Annotated in this window: 16 protein-coding genes; 7 read left to right on the top strand and 9 right to left on the bottom strand. The window is 62.0% G+C overall.

Annotated features, from left to right (window positions below):
• Positions 1-77: 77 nt before the first annotated feature.
• The 6 genes from NKH95_RS13815 to NKH95_RS13790 form a co-directional block, all read right to left on the bottom strand.
• Positions 78-1,385 (bottom strand): DUF6638 family protein, encoded by a 1,308-nt coding sequence (locus NKH95_RS13815; RefSeq protein WP_031212740.1) that lies wholly within the window; start codon positions 1,383-1,385, stop codon positions 78-80.
• Between the two features lie 195 nt (positions 1,386-1,580).
• Positions 1,581-3,491: an AAA family ATPase gene (locus NKH95_RS13810; protein WP_023809870.1), complete on the bottom strand. Its 1,911-nt coding sequence runs from the start codon at positions 3,489-3,491 to the stop codon at positions 1,581-1,583.
• Positions 3,492-3,515: 24 nt separating this feature from the next.
• A complete protein-coding gene (locus NKH95_RS13805; protein ID WP_023809869.1) occupies positions 3,516-4,661 on the bottom strand; it encodes a hypothetical protein in 1,146 nt (381 codons plus the stop codon).
• 31 nt (positions 4,662-4,692) lie between these two features.
• Positions 4,693-5,781, bottom strand: a complete 1,089-nt coding sequence (locus NKH95_RS13800) for a hypothetical protein (RefSeq protein ID WP_023809868.1) — start codon at positions 5,779-5,781, stop codon at positions 4,693-4,695.
• 311 nt (positions 5,782-6,092) lie between these two features.
• A complete protein-coding gene (locus NKH95_RS13795; RefSeq protein WP_023809867.1) occupies positions 6,093-6,482 on the bottom strand; it encodes a c-type cytochrome in 390 nt (129 codons plus the stop codon).
• A 94-nt stretch (positions 6,483-6,576) separates the two neighbouring features.
• A complete protein-coding gene (locus tag NKH95_RS13790; protein ID WP_352891771.1) occupies positions 6,577-7,323 on the bottom strand; it encodes a LysR substrate-binding domain-containing protein in 747 nt (248 codons plus the stop codon).
• A 210-nt stretch (positions 7,324-7,533) separates the two neighbouring features.
• On the opposite strand from NKH95_RS13790, the gene NKH95_RS13785 reads away from it, so the two are divergent.
• On the top strand, positions 7,534-8,430 hold the full coding sequence (locus NKH95_RS13785; protein ID WP_023809865.1) for a DMT family transporter: 897 nt from the start codon (positions 7,534-7,536) through the stop codon (positions 8,428-8,430).
• A gap of 70 nt (positions 8,431-8,500) precedes the next feature.
• On the opposite strand, the gene NKH95_RS13780 is transcribed toward NKH95_RS13785, so the two are convergent.
• A complete protein-coding gene (locus NKH95_RS13780) occupies positions 8,501-9,112 on the bottom strand; it encodes a thymidine kinase (protein ID WP_023809864.1) in 612 nt (203 codons plus the stop codon).
• 258 nt (positions 9,113-9,370) lie between these two features.
• Between NKH95_RS13780 and NKH95_RS13775 the strand changes: the two genes are divergently transcribed.
• From NKH95_RS13775 to choV, 3 genes are all read left to right on the top strand, one after another.
• Positions 9,371-10,306, top strand: coding sequence for a choline ABC transporter substrate-binding protein (locus NKH95_RS13775; protein ID WP_023809863.1), 936 nt, complete (start codon positions 9,371-9,373; stop codon positions 10,304-10,306).
• Positions 10,307-10,429: 123 nt separating this feature from the next.
• Positions 10,430-11,284, top strand: coding sequence for a choline ABC transporter permease subunit (gene choW / locus NKH95_RS13770; RefSeq protein WP_023809862.1), 855 nt, complete (start codon positions 10,430-10,432; stop codon positions 11,282-11,284).
• Positions 11,281-12,462: a choline ABC transporter ATP-binding protein gene (gene choV, locus NKH95_RS13765; RefSeq protein WP_352773805.1), complete on the top strand. Its 1,182-nt coding sequence runs from the start codon at positions 11,281-11,283 to the stop codon at positions 12,460-12,462. Before choW ends, choV begins: the two co-directional genes overlap by 4 nt.
• 51 nt (positions 12,463-12,513) lie before the next feature.
• On the opposite strand, the gene NKH95_RS13760 is transcribed toward choV, so the two are convergent.
• Both NKH95_RS13760 and NKH95_RS13755 read right to left on the bottom strand, forming a co-directional pair.
• Entirely contained in the window at positions 12,514-13,920 is a 1,407-nt protein-coding gene (locus NKH95_RS13760; RefSeq protein WP_352773804.1) for an ATP-binding protein, read from the bottom strand.
• Positions 13,917-14,633, bottom strand: a complete 717-nt coding sequence (locus tag NKH95_RS13755) for a response regulator (RefSeq protein ID WP_127290180.1) — start codon at positions 14,631-14,633, stop codon at positions 13,917-13,919. The genes NKH95_RS13760 and NKH95_RS13755 overlap by 4 nt, the downstream gene beginning before the upstream one ends.
• A 252-nt stretch (positions 14,634-14,885) precedes the next feature.
• Between NKH95_RS13755 and NKH95_RS13750 the strand changes: the two genes are divergently transcribed.
• The 3 genes from NKH95_RS13750 to NKH95_RS13740 all read left to right on the top strand — a co-directional run bounded on the left by NKH95_RS13750 (position 14,886) and on the right by NKH95_RS13740 (position 16,042).
• Positions 14,886-15,188, top strand: a complete 303-nt coding sequence (locus tag NKH95_RS13750) for a hypothetical protein (RefSeq protein WP_023809859.1) — start codon at positions 14,886-14,888, stop codon at positions 15,186-15,188.
• Positions 15,189-15,227: 39 nt separating this feature from the next.
• Positions 15,228-15,461 carry a hypothetical protein gene (locus NKH95_RS13745; RefSeq protein WP_013529962.1) on the top strand — a complete coding sequence of 78 codons (234 nt, stop codon included), beginning with the start codon at positions 15,228-15,230 and terminating at the stop codon, positions 15,459-15,461.
• Between the two features lie 215 nt (positions 15,462-15,676).
• On the top strand, positions 15,677-16,042 hold the full coding sequence (locus tag NKH95_RS13740) for a hypothetical protein (protein WP_352773803.1): 366 nt from the start codon (positions 15,677-15,679) through the stop codon (positions 16,040-16,042).
• Positions 16,043-16,097: the final 55 nt, after the last annotated feature.

Below are 16,097 nucleotides of genomic sequence, written 5' to 3'. Positions count from 1 at the left end.
CCAAAAAGTTGCAGGCTTTTTGGATAACATCATGCGCCAAAACAAGAAGTTAGAACGACATAACGATTCATTTCGTTCTAGTCAGTCAGGCCGTAGAGGCGTGTGCGAAACGCCACCTTGTCCTTCAAATATGTGGTTTTGAGAACGTCCACAACATGCGATCGCCACGCGTCGCTGAAGCCGCCATAGTCCTCATAAAAGCCGTCCTTGTTGAAGATGTAGCGCGAAACGAAGTCCGACGGTACGAAATCCGAGATCAGCCGGTTGGTCAGCCAGGCGTCGGGGTGGTCAGGCTTGGCGCGGATGACAAGGAAACGTTGCTGCGGGAAGACATCCTCGATCTTGAGGTGGCCGAGTTGGGCGATCTCGCGCTTGGCGGCGTTGAGGAACGGAAAATTGCCGTCTCTGGTGATCAGGTCGGCATGGCTCTGGATCCAGGTCTGCAGCCAGACCTTGTCGACATCGGTCAAATTGCGGTTCGGCTCGGCATCGCGGATCAGCGCGCGCACCACCATCTCGGCGCGGTGCTCGAGATAGCCCGAGGTCTCCACCCAGGAGGCACGCGGCAGCTCGATGCGGCCGGTGGTGGCGAGGAACTTGAACACCTTGTCGGCGTCGTTGATCGAGAGATAGCTGACCTGCCACGGCCGCGAGCGGCGGAAACCGGGGGCGGCCGGATCGCTGATCACCGTCGTTATATCAGGGTCGACGAACACGTAGAGACCGCCGAAGTGACTGGTCCAGTAGGCATTGTGGCGGAAGATCACCTGGTCGGGCACCAGCGCGTTCTCGCGGATGTCGCCGCAGATCTTGGCAAGCTCCACCATCCGGTTCAGCATGGCGCTGTCGCGCCAGGCATCGGGCTCCTGCTTCAGCCGGTCCACGAGCTTGCCGAGTTCGGCGGCCTTGCCCAGCACATCCTCGGCCGACAGCACCTTGAATTCGACCTGGCTGATCGACAGCAAATCCTCGATGTCGTTGACCTTCGGAATGGAATCCTCGATCTCGCCGTAGATGACGTCCTTGATCGTCAGCGCATCGATGGCGCGCCGGTTCCTGGACATGAACTCGAACATCAGTTGCGAGGTGTTGGAGAAGGCGGTGTGCACCACCGGCAGGTCGATCTGCGACGGCGTCAGGATGATGAAGCGGCGGTTGACCTCGTTGGGATCGAGATAGTCATAATCATCGCATTCCTCGGCCACTTCAGGCGAGAAGCCGGTGCGGTCGATCTGCAAGCTCTTTAGTTTGGTCGGCTTCAAGCCGAATGCGGCGAGCGCCTTGTTGTAGCGCTGGATCAAATGCGGCTCGTCGACCGTCAGCAGCCGGCCATAGATCAGCTCGTTGTCGCGCAGGAGATCGGGTTTGGCGGGTTTTGTGGTCAAGGTGCATCGCTCCCGAGGAGCGTGCCAGCACCCCCCTCTGGCCTGCCGGCAATCTCCCCCTCAAGGGGGGAGATTGGCAGCGTCGTCCGTGTCGCTTCTCCAGATAGGTCGAAGATTGGCAAAAGCGATGGTGAAAGTCGATCTCCCCCCTTGAGGGGGAGATGGCCGGCAGGCCAGAGGGGGGTAGGCGCGCACTCACGCATTCCACAGCCCCTTCTTCTTCATCTCCTCCATCTCGCGCGCGGCCCGTTCGCGCAGGCGGGCGTCGCGCAGCAGCTTTTGTACGGCGGAGTCGTCGGACTTGTCGGAATAGCGGAACTCCGAGTCGGCGTAGCGGTTGATCTCCTGCATGACCATGTCCATCGAAAAGGGGCCGCGCAGTTCCTCGATCATCGCTTTCTTCTCGTCATAACCCTTGTGCATGAAGACTTCCGGCTTCTCGAACCAGTCGTCGGGAAGCTCGATGTCCATGGCGCGCATCTTGATGGCGTCGGTGACGTTTTTGATGGCGCGGCCGGTGAAGCGGGGCTCGGCATCCTTGATCAGGTGCAGATAGGTGCCGATGTCGGCCATCGATTTCGGTGCGCCGTTCTCCTTCATGTAGCGCTCGTAGACCTTCATCAGCCCGTCTTCTTGCGGCTTCTCGTGCCCCTCATAGGCTTCGGTCACGGCGCGCTGGATTTCCTGCGCGGCGTAGAGATCGTGGTCGCCGAGCGGGATCTTGTGGTTTTTTCCCGCCAGCAGGACAAAAATATCGATGTAGTCGTTGCGGCTCTGCGGCCCGTCGACCAGCCAGCGGGCGCCGGCGCGCTGGCGCAGCGCGTCGTCGACATTTTCGGGATAGTTGGAGAACATGCCGAACGAGCAATTGCCGCGCACCACGGTCGCGGCACCGGCGAAGGCATCCATCAACACGCCGGTGATTTCCTGCTGGCCGGCCGAGGCGCGGTCGTCTGAGCGGCGCGCCGCCACCTGGTCGATGTCGTCGATGGTGCCGAATCCGATGACGCGCGGGTTCAGCACATTGTTGATGAACTGGCGGCAGTTCTGGCCTGATTTGCCCTGATAGGACGAGATCTGGTCGACGCCGAAATTCTCGTAGGCGAAGGGATAGCCGGCGACCTGGCAGTAGCCGTTGACGAGGCCGGCGATCATCTGGATCAGGGTCGTCTTGCCGGTGCCGGGGGCGCCGTCGCCGATGAAGGTGAACAGGAAGCCGCCGAGTTCGACGAACGGATTGAGTTCGCGCTCGAAGTCGTAGGCCATCAGCATCTTGGCGAGCTTGACCGACTGGTATTTGGCGATGTGATTGCCGACGACCTCTTCCGGCTTCTTGAATGTCATCACCAGCGGTTTTGAACGCTTGCCCGGCGCGACGTCGAAACCATCCAGGGTGAAATCGTCGGCATCGATACGGATATGCGCGTTCTCGAACGGGCCGATGCCGTCGAAGCGGCCCTTGCGGGCCAGCAGCCCGTCGATGGCGACGCGGGCGAAGGCACGCGCCCTTGTCATCAGGTCGGCGTCGTCGGACGATCCCGAGATCGCCTTGTCGAGGCTGGCCAGGATCGACTTCACCGCATCCTGCGGCGTGTCGAACAGGAAGTCCGGTTCGGGACTGTCGTTGGGCGCCTCGCCGTCGCTGTCGATCAGCTGGAACAGGTAGGAGGCGAGGCTGAAGGCCGAAATGTAAGCCGAGGCCGACAGAAGCTTCTTGAAGGTAGACGCCTCGTCGCCTTCGAGCGGCGCGCGGGTGTTCTTGGCCTGCAGACTTTCAAGGTCCGAGCCCTCGGCAAAGACGTCCGATATTGCCAGCGCGATCGCCGTGCCGCGCCGGGCGCGAAACAGGAGCGTGTGCTGCGGGATGGTCAGCAGCTGATCATCGGGATGAACGGCGCCGACGGTCTTCGACAGCTCGACCTCGCGCGTGCGGCGCACCGAACCGACCGAGACGGTCGAAACGAAGCGGCGGTTGGTGCCGGCAAGCGCTGTGCCGGAGGAGCTAGACGGGTCCTCCAGCACGACGACACGGGTGATGAAGCTCTGCGCGGTAGCGCGGTGCTTCTCGATGGCGGCTTCCGGGATGGTGGTCAGGCCGGTATCCATGAAGGGTGCTCCGTGGTGTGACGGTCAGACGTCCGAGATGACCTGTCCGTTGGACAGGATGTGAACCTTGTAGCCGGCAAAGACCTTTTGCGCTTCGCCAGCGGCGTAGAGCGCCTGATAGGCCTCGTGCGGGATCAGCGCGTGGTTTTCATAGCTCGACACGCCCTGGCGCGCGGCTTCCAGATCGTCGGTGTTGATGAAGAATTCCTGGGTCGTCTTCTCGCTCGAAAACAGGCCCTTGCGGCCGGGCTTCTCGGCCTTGGAATAGACCTCCTGGATGGTCCAGGTCAGCAGCCAGGCATTTTCGGGCTTGCGCACCTTGGCGAGTACCTCGGTCACCGTCGAATTGTTGTCGGTAATGCCAGCCGAATAGAACGGGCCGAGCACGACGCGGCGCAGCTGCTTGGGGTGCAGCGGCTCGAAATCCTTGTCGAGATTGACCGCGATGGTCGCCGGCGACAGCGTATAGGCGGAGTTCTTCTCGGTGAAATCGTCGAAACGGTGGGCAAGCTCGGGATTGAGCAGGCCATCGACCGGCAGCGGAATGTCAATCGTCTCGTTCAGCTTGCCGTTTCTATCGACAAGCTGGCGAATCATCGTTTCGGACGAATCCTCCACCGTCACCATGTAGACTAGCGGCAGGTTGGCGCTGCCGTCGAACGTCGCCCAGTGGACGAGATAATAAGGCCGCCCCGTCTTCGGATTGACCGAGACCTTGGCCGTTTGCGCCAGGGTGAACGGGCCGAAGGTGTTCTCGCTTTTCACGTCCTCGAGATAAAGCCGCTCGGCTATCGACTTCTGCAGCGCCGCGGGGAATTCCTTGTGGCGCAGGATGAAGTCGGCCATTTCCTCGCGCAACTCGCCGGCGAGCGGAATGTTGGCAAGCCGCGCGTCGGCCTGGCGTCGGTCGTTTTCCAGTTCGAGCAGGTTCTGGAACACCGGAAATCCGCTTTCGGCGCGCGAAATGCGGAATGTGTCCATGAAGCCGAGCCGGTTGCGCCAGCAGGAAAACGACTTGTCGAGCCTGGCGATGTGTTCGGCGACGATCTTGGCGACGATGCCATGCCGGTAGAGCGGCGAGCGATCGTCGCGCATGAACACTTCAAGGCCGCTGAGCGCGGCCGTGATGGCGGAAAAATACCGTGCCGCCGCTTCGTTTTCGGGGGTCATGCCTGGTCGCTCGCGGGCAGTGCTGTCACCCTTAAGACTGCACGTAGTTAGCCGAATTGTGCTTCTTCAGCACCTCGTCGAAGCGGCGGGCGAAGGCATCGTCGGCCAGCTTCTTGCGGCGCTGGATGTCGGCGGTGGCGACCATGTTCTTCTCGTGCATCTCGAGCAGGTCACCGATGTGCTTTTGCGATGCGGCACCGATGCCGGCCATGGTTTCCTCGGCGGTGTTGTCGACCCGGCTGCCCAGCGTGTTGATCTTGTGGGCGACGTCCTGCTGGGCCGCGGTCTTCAGCGAATCTTCCAGCGCCTTGTAGAGCACGATGCGCTGCTCGGTATCGATGGTCAGCTTGTTGATCAGCGTCGATTGCGCGGCGATCTGGTTGTTGAGCGAATCGACGAAGGTCTGGAACATCGAGGTGTAACGCTCGAGCGTCTGGCTCTCGGCCAGCAGCTCCTGCTCCTTGGCCTGCTTTTCGTTGTATTCCGTCGCCAGCTTGGAGCGTTCGCCTTCGAGCTGCGTGCGGTCTTTCTGGCTGGTCGAAGCGGCGATCTTGTTTTCGATGTCGAGCAGCATCGGGTTGAGCTCCTCGATGCGCTTCTGCACGGCTTCGAGATTGGTCATGGTGGTCTTGCGGCGCTCGATAACCTGAGACAGGCTGGTTTCCGAGGTCTTGTAGCGTTGGTCGAGAACCTCTTTCTGCGCCTTCAATATGCCGACGATGGTGTCGGATTTGACCAGCAGTTCCTGCAGATTGCCGGCCAGCGACATGTTGCGAACGCGGTCGGTGCGCATGCGCTGCTTGCTCTGGCTGGAGAAGATGCCAATGAATTTTTCCCAGCCGGTGTAGTTCTTCATGCTCTCGAACTCGGCGCCGAAGACGTTGGTGGCGTCCTCCAGCCCGATGATCAGGTCGGCAATGTTGCCTTCCATCACCTTCTGCTGCTTCAGCACATCCTCGATGCGGGCGTTCTCGAGGTCGAAATTTGCGTCGCCGATCTTCTTGTCTGATGTGGCAAGCGTATCAAGCATGGTGCCGGATTGCTCGATCTTGGAGCGCATGTCCTGCACGACCTGCTTGGTCTTGGCAATTTCGGCGTCGAAATTCTGCAATGTCGCCATTGGGGCCTCCCGCTTCGGCATGACGTCGCTGGTCGCGAACAGCGGCGAATATATGTGGGGCATCAGGGGATTGAAAGACGTGAAGATAAGGGCGGCGTGAAAACAAAAAAATTCGTCAGGGTCTTGAAAACCAGTGAAGGCGTGGGCTTGGCGTGATTAGCTTGCCGACCAGCCATAGTTCAGCTGTCATTGAACTTTCATGCGGCAAGGCGAAGGCGCACGGATGCCTTTGTATTGGGCAAACCACCGAAGCAATCGCGGCCGCGATATGCGAGGAGAAAGCCGGCTTTACAGAGCTGACGAACAGCGGATCAGGGCTTGGGATCGGCCTTCAGATAGGCAATGACATTGGCGATGTCGTCGTCTTTGGCCAGGCCGGCAAACGCCATCTTGTTGCCGGGCACTTTCAGCTTGGGTGCCCTGAGATACTCGGTGAGATTGGCTTCATCCCAGACCAGGCCGGCGGCGCCGGCACTCTTCATCGCCTCGGAATAGCGGCCAAGAAAACTCTCCGCACTTCCGGCGGTGCGACCAACGACGCCCAGCAGATGCGGACCGACCTTGTCGCGGTCGGTGGCTGCTTCATGGCAGGCCATGCACCGGTTGAAGGCCTTCTTGCCCAGGGCCGGGTCGCCGCCGGCATGGGCCACAAGCGAGCTGGCAAGGAGAAGGATGCTGGCGGACGAAGCGGCTCGAAACATGCTGCCTCCGGAGAGTTCTGGCTGGCGGCCTTATAGTACCGAGGCTTTAACAAACGCTGCATCGCGGCGGGATTGCGGAAGACAGGCCCGCGAGTCAGGCCTGTTGTGCCAGATCGCGGCGCAGGAAATCATTCAGCCGCTCGACCGCCTGGGTCGTCGACAGCGGGTTGCGCAGGATGCCGATTTCGAGGTCCGGCAGCACCGGAAGCCCTTCATTGCCGCCGACGATGCGCAGCGACGGTGGTACGCTGCGCAGGGCGAGGCCAGCCACCGCGAGCCCGGCCTGGACGACGGCGATCAGGCCAAGCAGAGAGGCGCTTGAATAGGTACAGCGATAGGAGCGGTCGGCATCGCCAAGCGCCTGCAGGACATTCATCCTGGCGGCGCAGCCCGGTTCGAACAAGGCGACCGGAAGCGGATCGGTCTCCCAGGCGACATGGTTTGATGAGGCGACCCAGACGAAGCGTTCCAGCCGGATCACCTCAAGCGGCTGCTCCGGCAAGCGGGTGATGATCGCCAGATCCAGCCGCCCCTCCGCCAGCGTCTTCACCAGCGCGGTCGACTGTTCGCAGATCAACTCCACCGTCACCAGGGGATGCTCCGCCGCGAAGCGTGAGAGCACGGGCGGCAGGAGGAAGGCGGCATAATCGTCGGGCACCCCCAAGCGGACGCTGCCTGTTTCCTTAGGCCGGGTGACGCTTGCCCAGGCTTCATCCGACAGTTTCAGCAACCGGCGCGCATAGATCAGGAAATCCTCGCCGATCGCATTGGGAGTGACGGTTCTGGGACCACGCACCAGAAGCTGGCTGCCGACTATCTCCTCCAGCCGCTGCATCTGCATGCTGACCGCCGACTGGCTGCGGCCGACCCTGGGTGCGCATTGGAAAGGCTGCCGCTCTCGACGACGGCGACAAAGGTTTTCAGCAGATTGAGATCGAGTGGCGCGGCCATGGTGCTATCAGCATATCGAATAGGTCATGCCAAATCTATTCGCTTGTTTGAAGGTGGCGCCAGTGACCAGATGGTTGCTGGGATCGCTGGGAACCATCACATGACGGACGCCTCGACAGCCCGCTTCCCGGCCGCGAGCCTTGCTCTGGCAATGGTGATCGCAGGCACGGTCGGCGCCTTCGCCACGGAATCGGGGCTGCATCCCGTTGCCGTCGTCTTCTGGCGATGTGTGTTCGGCGCGATATTCCTTTTCTTATGGTGCCTGTTGCGCGGCTATCTGCCGGATCGGACGCTGTCGCCGTCTCGGCTTGCCCTTGCAGCACTTGCCGGCGTCTGCATGGTGCTGAGCTGGACGGCCTTCTTCGCCGGCTTCGCCATGACATCGATCGCCACGACGACGATTATCTACCATATCCAGCCGTTCTTCGTGGTCCTGATCGGTGTCGTCTTCCTCAAGGAGCGCATCTCGCTCGACCAACTGCTGTGGATGCTCGGTGCGTTTCTCGGCGTCGTGCTGGCCAGCGGCCTCGTCTTCGCGCACGGCCACGACGATGCCAACTGGGCGCCGGGCATTGCGCTGACGCTGGGCGGCGCAATGCTCTACGCCGTTACAACGATCCTCGCCAAGGGCCTTGGTCAGCAGCGCGCCGAAATTACGGTACTCTGCCAGACGGTGGTGGGGGTCGTCATGCTCGCCCCGTTCGCCGGCGTCGGCCAACATATTGCGCTTGCGTCATGGGGCTGGCTGCTCGGCATCGGCGTGCTGCACACCGGCATTGCCTACGTGTTGATGAATTCGGCCTTTCCGCGCCTGACGACACCGGTGATCGGCGTCATCACCTTCATCTATCCCGTCGTCGCCATCATCGTCGACTGGGCGATCTATGGGCATCCGCTCGGGCTGGCGCAGGCTGCCGGCATGGCGCTGATTGCAGTGGCGACGCTGGGTGTGCGGCTGGGTTGGCGGTTTCCGAAGTGGCGTGTCTCGACCGTATGAGCCCGGTGCAATTCCAAGAAAAGCACATAGCGCTCCCCCTGGGAACTGCTCCAAAAACCAAGAGACAGAGTCAGCCCTTGATAAAGCCGATGAAGTCGTCGGGCGCGGCGCGGCCCATTTCTTCTTCCCAATGACGGCGGCAGAGCGAGACATAGACGTCCTTGCCGATCGCCACCTGCTCGCCCAGGCGCGCCACTTTGCCATCGGGGCCGAGGCGCACGACCATCGTCGCCTTGCGGCCGCAGCGGCAGATTGTACGCACTTCGCGCAAATCGTCGGCGATGGCCAGCAGCGCGCGCGAGCCGGAAAACAGCTTGCCCTGGAAATCGGTGCGCAGGCCGTAGCACATGACCGGGATATTCAGCCGGTCGGCGATGCGGGCGAGCTGCCAGACCTGCTCCTCCTCGAGGAACTGCGCCTCGTCGACGAAGACGCAATGCACTGACGTATGCGCGTGATGATCGGCGACGCGGGTGAACAGATCGTCGCCATCGCGGAACATCTCGGCTTCCGTCTCCAGGCCGATGCGCGACGAGATCAGGCCGGTGTCGCCCTTGCGGTAGTGGCCGGCGACGAACAGCATCGTGCCCATGCCGCGCTCGCGATAATTGTAAGAGGCCTGCAAGAGCATCGTCGTCTTGCCGGCGTTCATAGTCGCGTAGTGGAAGTAAAGCTTGGCCATGCCGCTCTTTTAAGCCGACTTGCCCTGATACGGGGAGGGGCGGTCGCCCGCATTCCCCTGAAAAAGCCCGCCCGTCTTCGAAAAAACCGTCCGGCATGGCAAAAGCGCCTGATGTGTCGCTGATTGGCCAGCCCGCGCCGTTGATCGTGATTGTCTTAATGCTTGAAACCACACCAGAATGGTGTTTGGCTGACGAAACAAGGCGGGCATAGAAACCGTAGCTACGCTTCGCCAAAGAATCACAATGGGAGACTGTCTATGTCGCGTATGAACTCTTTCGTCGCCGGCCTCGGCCTGGCGGCTTTTTTGTCCACCAGCGCTGCCTTTGCCGGCGATCCGGCGAGCTGCAAGGCGGTGCGTCTTTCCGATGTCGGCTGGACCGACATCCAGGCGACGACCGGCGTCGCATCGGTACTGCTCACCGCGCTCGGCTACGAACCGCAGACGATCCAGCTGTCGGTGCCGGTGACCATGGCGTCGCTGAAGAACAAGGATCTTGATGTCTTCCTCGGCAACTGGATGCCGTCGATGACCAACGACATCAAGGACTACACCGCCGACGGTTCGGTCGAGACCATCAGCGAAAACCTCAGTGGCGCCGGCTACGGTATCGTCGTGCCGACCTATGTCGCGGACGCCGGCGTCAAGACGCTGACCGACCTCGGCAAGTTCAAGGACAAGTTCGACGGCAAGATCTACGGCATCGAGGCCGGCAATGATGGTAACCGCATCATCCTCGACATGATCAAGAACCCGAAGGACAATCTCGAAGGCTTCGAGCTGGTCGAATCCTCGGAGGCTGGCATGCTCACGCAGGCCGAGCAGTCGATCAAGAGCAATGAGTGGATCGCGTTCCTCGGTTGGACGCCGCATCCGGTGATGGGTGCCATGAAGATCACCTATCTCGATGGCATGGGCGACAGCGGCTTTGGCGCAGCCACCGTGCATACCAATGTGCGGAAGGGTTACACCACCGAGTGCCCGAATGCCGGAAAATTCATCGCCAACCTGAAGTTCAATCTCGACATGGAAGGCGAGATAATGGACGCGATCCTCAAGGGCGCCGATGCCAATACGGCTGCGACCGACTGGCTCAAGAAGCATCCGGACGCGGTTGCTCCATGGATTGCCGGCGTGACCACTTTCGATGGCGGCGACGCGGCTGCAGCCGTGAAGACTGCGCTCGGAAGCTGAGCAGGTCTTGCGTTCGGCGTGACCGATCAAGAAGGGCAGTCACTTTAGAAGGGGCTGCCCTTTTTCATATCCTGTGACAAGATGACCGTCCGGCAAGGACGGCGACTGTCAAAGAGGGGCAAGATGGATCCGATTTCAAAATTCTTTGTCAGTTACAAGATCCCCATAGGCGAATGGGGCAAAGCGTTCTTCACCTTCCTTACCGACAATTTCAACACCTTCTTCCGCGGTCTCTCCGGCGGTTTGAATTTCCTGCTCGACGGAGTGGTCGACACGCTGCTGCTGGTACCGCCGGTCCTTCTCATCGCGCTGATTGCACTGCTTGCCTATTATCTGCAGCGATCGAGAGGCTTGGCCGTGGCTGTCTTTCTCGGGTTGCTGTTCATCCTCAACCAGAACCTCTGGAAGCAGACGGTAGAGACGCTGGTGCTGGTGGTTGCCGCCGCCGCCGTCTCGATGGCCATCGGTGTGCCACTCGGTATCTGGGCGGCGCACAAGCCGAAGGTCTATCGCGTCATGCTGCCGGTGCTCGATTTGATGCAGACGCTGCCGACCTTCGTCTACCTGATCCCGGTGCTGACGCTGTTCGGCCTCGGCAATGCGCCCGGCCTCATCGTCACCATCATCTTCGTCATCCCGACCGCGGTTCGTCTCACGCATCTCGGCGTTGTCTCGGTGCCGAAGTCGATCGTCGAAGCCGGCGAGGCGTTCGGCGCCACCAAGAGCCAGTTGCTGTGGAAGGTGGAGCTGCCCTCGGCGCTGCCCACCATCATGGCCGGTCTGACGCAGTCCATCATGCTGTCGCTGTCGATGGTGGTGTTTGCCGCACTGATCGGCGCTGGCGGCCTCGGCACCGAAATCAACCGGGCGCTGGGTTCGCGCAAGATCGACCTCGGGCTTGAGGCGGGCCTCGCCATCGTCGTCTTGGCCATCGTGCTCGACCGGATGACCCGCATCGCCGTTGGAGGCAAGAAATGACCGTCGCCGTCGATTTCCGGAACGTCGATATCGTCTTCGGCGCCGACCAGGCCGGATCGCTGAAGATGGTCGACGCCGGAGCCAGCCGCGCCGAGATCCTCGACAAGACCGGCAATGTACTGGGTTGCGCCGGCGCCAGCCTGACCGTGAACGAGGGCGAAATCTCCGTGCTGATGGGTCTCTCCGGTTCGGGCAAGTCGACATTGCTGCGGGCGGTCAACCGGCTCAACGTGGTGTCGCGCGGCCAGGTGCTGGTCAAGGATGGCGACAAGACCGTCGACGTCGTCACCTGCGACGAGGCGACCCTGCGGCGCCTGCGCCAGAAACAGGTGGCGATGGTGTTCCAGCAGTTCGGCCTTTTGCCCTGGCGTACGGTGGAGGAGAATGTCGGTCTCGGCCTCGAACTCGCCGGCGTACCGGAGCAAGAGCGCAAGGAGCGCGTGCAACGCCAGCTCAAGCTGGTCAATCTCGACCAGTGGTCGAAGAAATACGCGCATGAGCTGTCGGGCGGCATGCAGCAGCGCGTCGGCCTGGCGCGGGCCTTCGCCACCGAGGCGCCGATCCTGTTGATGGACGAGCCGTTCTCGGCGCTCGACCCGCTGATCCGCACCAAGCTGCAGGACGAATTGCTGCAGCTGCAGGCCGAGTTGAAGAAGACCATCATCTTCGTCAGCCACGACCTCGAGGAGGCGCTGAAGATTGGCTCCCACATCACCATCATGGAGGGTGGGCGCATCGTGCAAACCGGCGCGCCGGAGGACATCGTGCTGCGGCCTGCCAACGACTATGTCCGCGACTTCATCGCCAATGTGAACCCGCTGTCGGTGCTGACCGCCTGGAACGTGATGCGCGACCGTCGCGATCTGGAGCACGGCAAGGACGGCTGGGTGTGGCTCGACCGCCGCAAGACGACGCGCTTCAAGATCGACGATCACGGGCTGGTGGCGGCGGCCGAACGCGACGGCAAGCCGGCGGTGTGGGTGTCGTGCGCCGACGTCGAAGGCCAGCCCGAGGAAGTAGCGCAGGTGTTCTGGGCCAACCCCGGCACCTCGTTGAAAACCGTCATGCTGGCCATGCACCGTTCGCAGACCGCTCCCGTTGCGCTGTTCGACGACCAGTCGCGCTTCGTCGGCGCCATCGGCATCCGCGATGTGCTGAGCGCGGTGCTGCGGCGGTAACGCCAAATTCGTGGACGCCGCCGCGGGCAGCGGAGGCTGCTTGAATGCTTTTTATGCCACCAGCGGCAGGCGCAGTTGCGTCAGCAGGCCACCGCCCGGGTTGTTGGACAGGCGGATCTCGCCACCTGCGGCGCGCGCGATGTTGCGGGCAATGGTCAGGCCGAGGCCCAGACCACCGGTCTGGCGGTTGCGCGATTGTTCAAGGCGCACGAACGAGCCGAACACGGCGTCGATCTGTGCCTGCGGTATGCCCGGCCCTTCGTCGCGGATGGTGAGCAAGATCATGTCCTCCGACCGGCGCAGCGAAAGATGCGCCTTCTTGCCGTAGGTGACCGCGTTCTGTACCAGATTGGTGACGCAGCGCTTGAGCGCGACCGGCCGCGCCATGCAGATCAGCCCGCGCGAACGGGTCTCGTCGTCGAACGACACGTCGTCATAGCCGTCGGCGATCGATTCCACGAGCGACCAGAAATCGATGCGTTCGTTCTTTTCCTCGGTCACTTCGAAGGTGGCGAAGTCGATCACCGAGCTGGCGATGCTCTCGACATCGGCGAGGTCGTGCGCCAACGCCTCGCGAACCGCCGATTTGCGCAACAGCTCCAGGCGCAGGCGCATCCTGGTCATCGGCGTGCGCAGATCATGCGCCAATGCCGCCGCCAGATGTTCGCGGTCCTCGACATATTCGCGCAACCTCGCCTGCATAGCGTTGATCGCCTTGGCGGCGGCACGGACCTCGCGGCTGCCGCTCTCGGCGATCGGTGGGCTCTTCAGATCCTTGCCGATCCGGTTCACGGCGGTTTCCATCATCCGGTAGGGCGCCGTCAGCCGGCGCAGCGACCAGATCGACATGATCACCACCAGCCCTGCGATCAGCGAATAAAGCGGCAGGCTGTCGAAGCTCAGGATCGGGCCGACGGGCGTGATCGGTTCGGTGAAGTTCAGCCATTGGCCGTCGGCGAAGCGCAGCGAGGCCGTCAGCTTGTCGCTCTGGGCGAAGTCGGCGGCCAGCACCAGAAGGTCACGCTCGACCTGTCCGATGTCGGGTCCCGGCGCCGTGCCGTCCGCGTCATCGGCCTCGCGCGTCGCCGGATCGCGGCGTACGCGTGCATCGGTGATGCCGAATTTCGACAGCCGTCCGACGAGGATGTCTTCGAGTTCGGCCAGTTCGTCGTCGCCGGCGATCGACGAAGTGACCGCCGGCGTGTCCGAGACGGTGAGCGCGTAGGTGGAGTTGAACAGGCCGGTCGCCGTCGCCTTGCGCTCGTCCGGACTGGCGTCATGCATGAGCTGAACCAGCGAGAAGGCACGGTCGTTGAGCCGGTAGAGGTCGACGACACCGTTGGCGGCGGCGCGGTCGCGCGACACGATGTAAAGGGTCGCGACCTGGCTGATCAGCAGGCCGGCAATGACGATCAGCAGCACCCAGACAGGCAAGGTCTGCGGCAGGAAACGTCTCATTCGGAGGTCGTCTCGGGCAGGAACTGGTAGCCGCCGCTGCGTACGGTCAGGATCAGCTTGGGCGTCTTCGGGTCGTCCTCCATCTTGCGCCGCAGCCGGCTGACCAGGATGTCGATGCTGCGGTCGAAGGAATAGTCGCTGTCGCCGCCGGACAGCTCGATGAGCTGGTCGCGGGTCAGCACGCGCTGCGCGCTCTTGACGAAGGTCTGCAGCAGGTTGAATTCGGCCATGGTCAGCTCGACCCTGACATCGTCGGGTGCGATCAGCCGGCGCCGAGCACAATCCATCGTCCAGCCGGCGAAGCGGTAGATCTGCTTGGTGGTGGCGCGCTTAGGCTCGGCGGTGCCATTGCGCCTGAGCACGGCGCGGATACGCGCCAAAAGCTCGCGCGGATCGAAGGGTTTGGGGACATAGTCGTCGGCGCCCATTTCCAGGCCGACGACGCGGTCGGTCGTCTCGGTGACGGCGGTCAGCATGATGATCGGCGTCGAATACTGGGCGCGCAGGTCGCGGCACAGCTCCAGCCCGCTTTTGCCGGGCAGCATCACGTCGAGGACGATGAGGTCCACCTGGACGCGCCGCAGGATGGTCTCCATCTCGATGCCGTCGGCGGCAACCGAGGTGTGCAGGCCCCGCTTCTGGAAGAATTCCTGCAGCAGGTCGCGGATACCCTTGTCGTCGTCGACGATCAGTATGTGTGCGTCGGATTTCACAGCAGCCCTGTCATTGTTGCCAAGCCCTTCTGTCTTTGATTGCCAAGCCCTTCTGTCGCAACCCACACGATAGAATTCAGGCCATATGTTGGCCAGTGGCTATGACGGGTTCACACCGGCTTTCTCAGACACAATCCAGAAACAAAATTCTACAGTTCAGAAAAACTCCTGAAAAATTTCAAGGGCATAACTGGTCTCGTGGCGGTCAGGTCATCGGCTGCGACGCTAGTCTCCGGGTTTACGGGTAAACCGATGCCAAGATTGTCGATCAGTTTGTTGGGTGCGTTGCTGGGCTTCTGCCTGGTCACTGCCGCTGTCGGACAATCGGACGCAAAGGTGACGCTCACAACCCGGAGCGAACGGTGCGCCAATCTTAGCCACCAATTTGATGAAGCCCTCGAAACCCATGCCACGGCAACGCAGGTCACCGCGGCAAAGGCACTTCAGAGAAAGGGCAACCGGTACTGCGCCGCCAAGAAACAGGCGCAGGGCATCCGGATGCTCGCCAGTGCTTTGAAGCTGCTTGGAGTGACGCCGAACGACCCGGTTCAGTAACACTCCGAAACTTGACCCGCATAAAAAGGAAACGAAGCCATGAAAAAGTCCATCCTCTCCGCAACCGGTCTCGCCGTCGCTCTCGCCTTCGCGATGCCGGCTCTCGGCAACGCCGCCGCCACCACGACCGCTGCTCCGGCTGCTTCGACGACCACCGCTCCGGCGACTGCCGCTCCGGCCAAGGCTGCTCCGAAGAAGGTCGTCAAGAAGACCGTCAAGAAGCACAAGAAGGCTGCCGAGAAGGCCGTCAAGAAGGACGCCCCGAAGACCTAATAAGGTCCGGCGCAAAATGCCGGCCTGTTGACCAAGGCCGCTCCAGCTGGTTTCGGCTGGAGCGGCCTTCTTCCTGTCCGAACCGCTGAAGCCCTGACGTTGGCGATGAAGCGGGTCGATGGTTCAACCGATCTTTGGCGAAGTCTGGCACCGGCAGCTTCCGCCTCGACTGACACTTAACCCGTTTGCAACGCCGACCGTGTAGGACAATCCGCATGAAGAAGCGGCTTTCGTCCATTTTGCGCTCGATGGTGATCGGCGGCCTGGTTGCCACCGGCGTCGCCAGGGTGCTGATCCTGTTCACCGCCAGCCCGGTGCCCGATCCGGCCAGCGGACGCACCGAGCCTTCGCTGTTCGCGCCGGCGATTTCCACCAGCTGGGACTACATCACGCCGGCACAGACCTGGCTGCTGGTCGTGCTGACCGGCGCGACGCTGATCTGCGTCGCCGCGTGGCCGATCGCGACCTGGCTGGAACGCCGGGCGGATGCCGGTGGAAACCGCTTTCGGTCCGATATGCCGTCGGCCACGGCCGCTCGGCAGATTCCCAGCCGCCGCATGTTCGGCCGTCAGGACCGTTGAACGGCAACCGACACTTTCCCACATAGTTGCGAATGGCCGCGCCCGCGGACATCGG

Origin of the sequence: Mesorhizobium sp. M0848, from assembly GCF_040319805.1 — a bacterium.
Taxonomy (GTDB): Bacteria; Pseudomonadota; Alphaproteobacteria; order Rhizobiales; family Rhizobiaceae; genus Mesorhizobium.
This window is presented reverse-complemented; position numbering and strand designations above follow the sequence as displayed.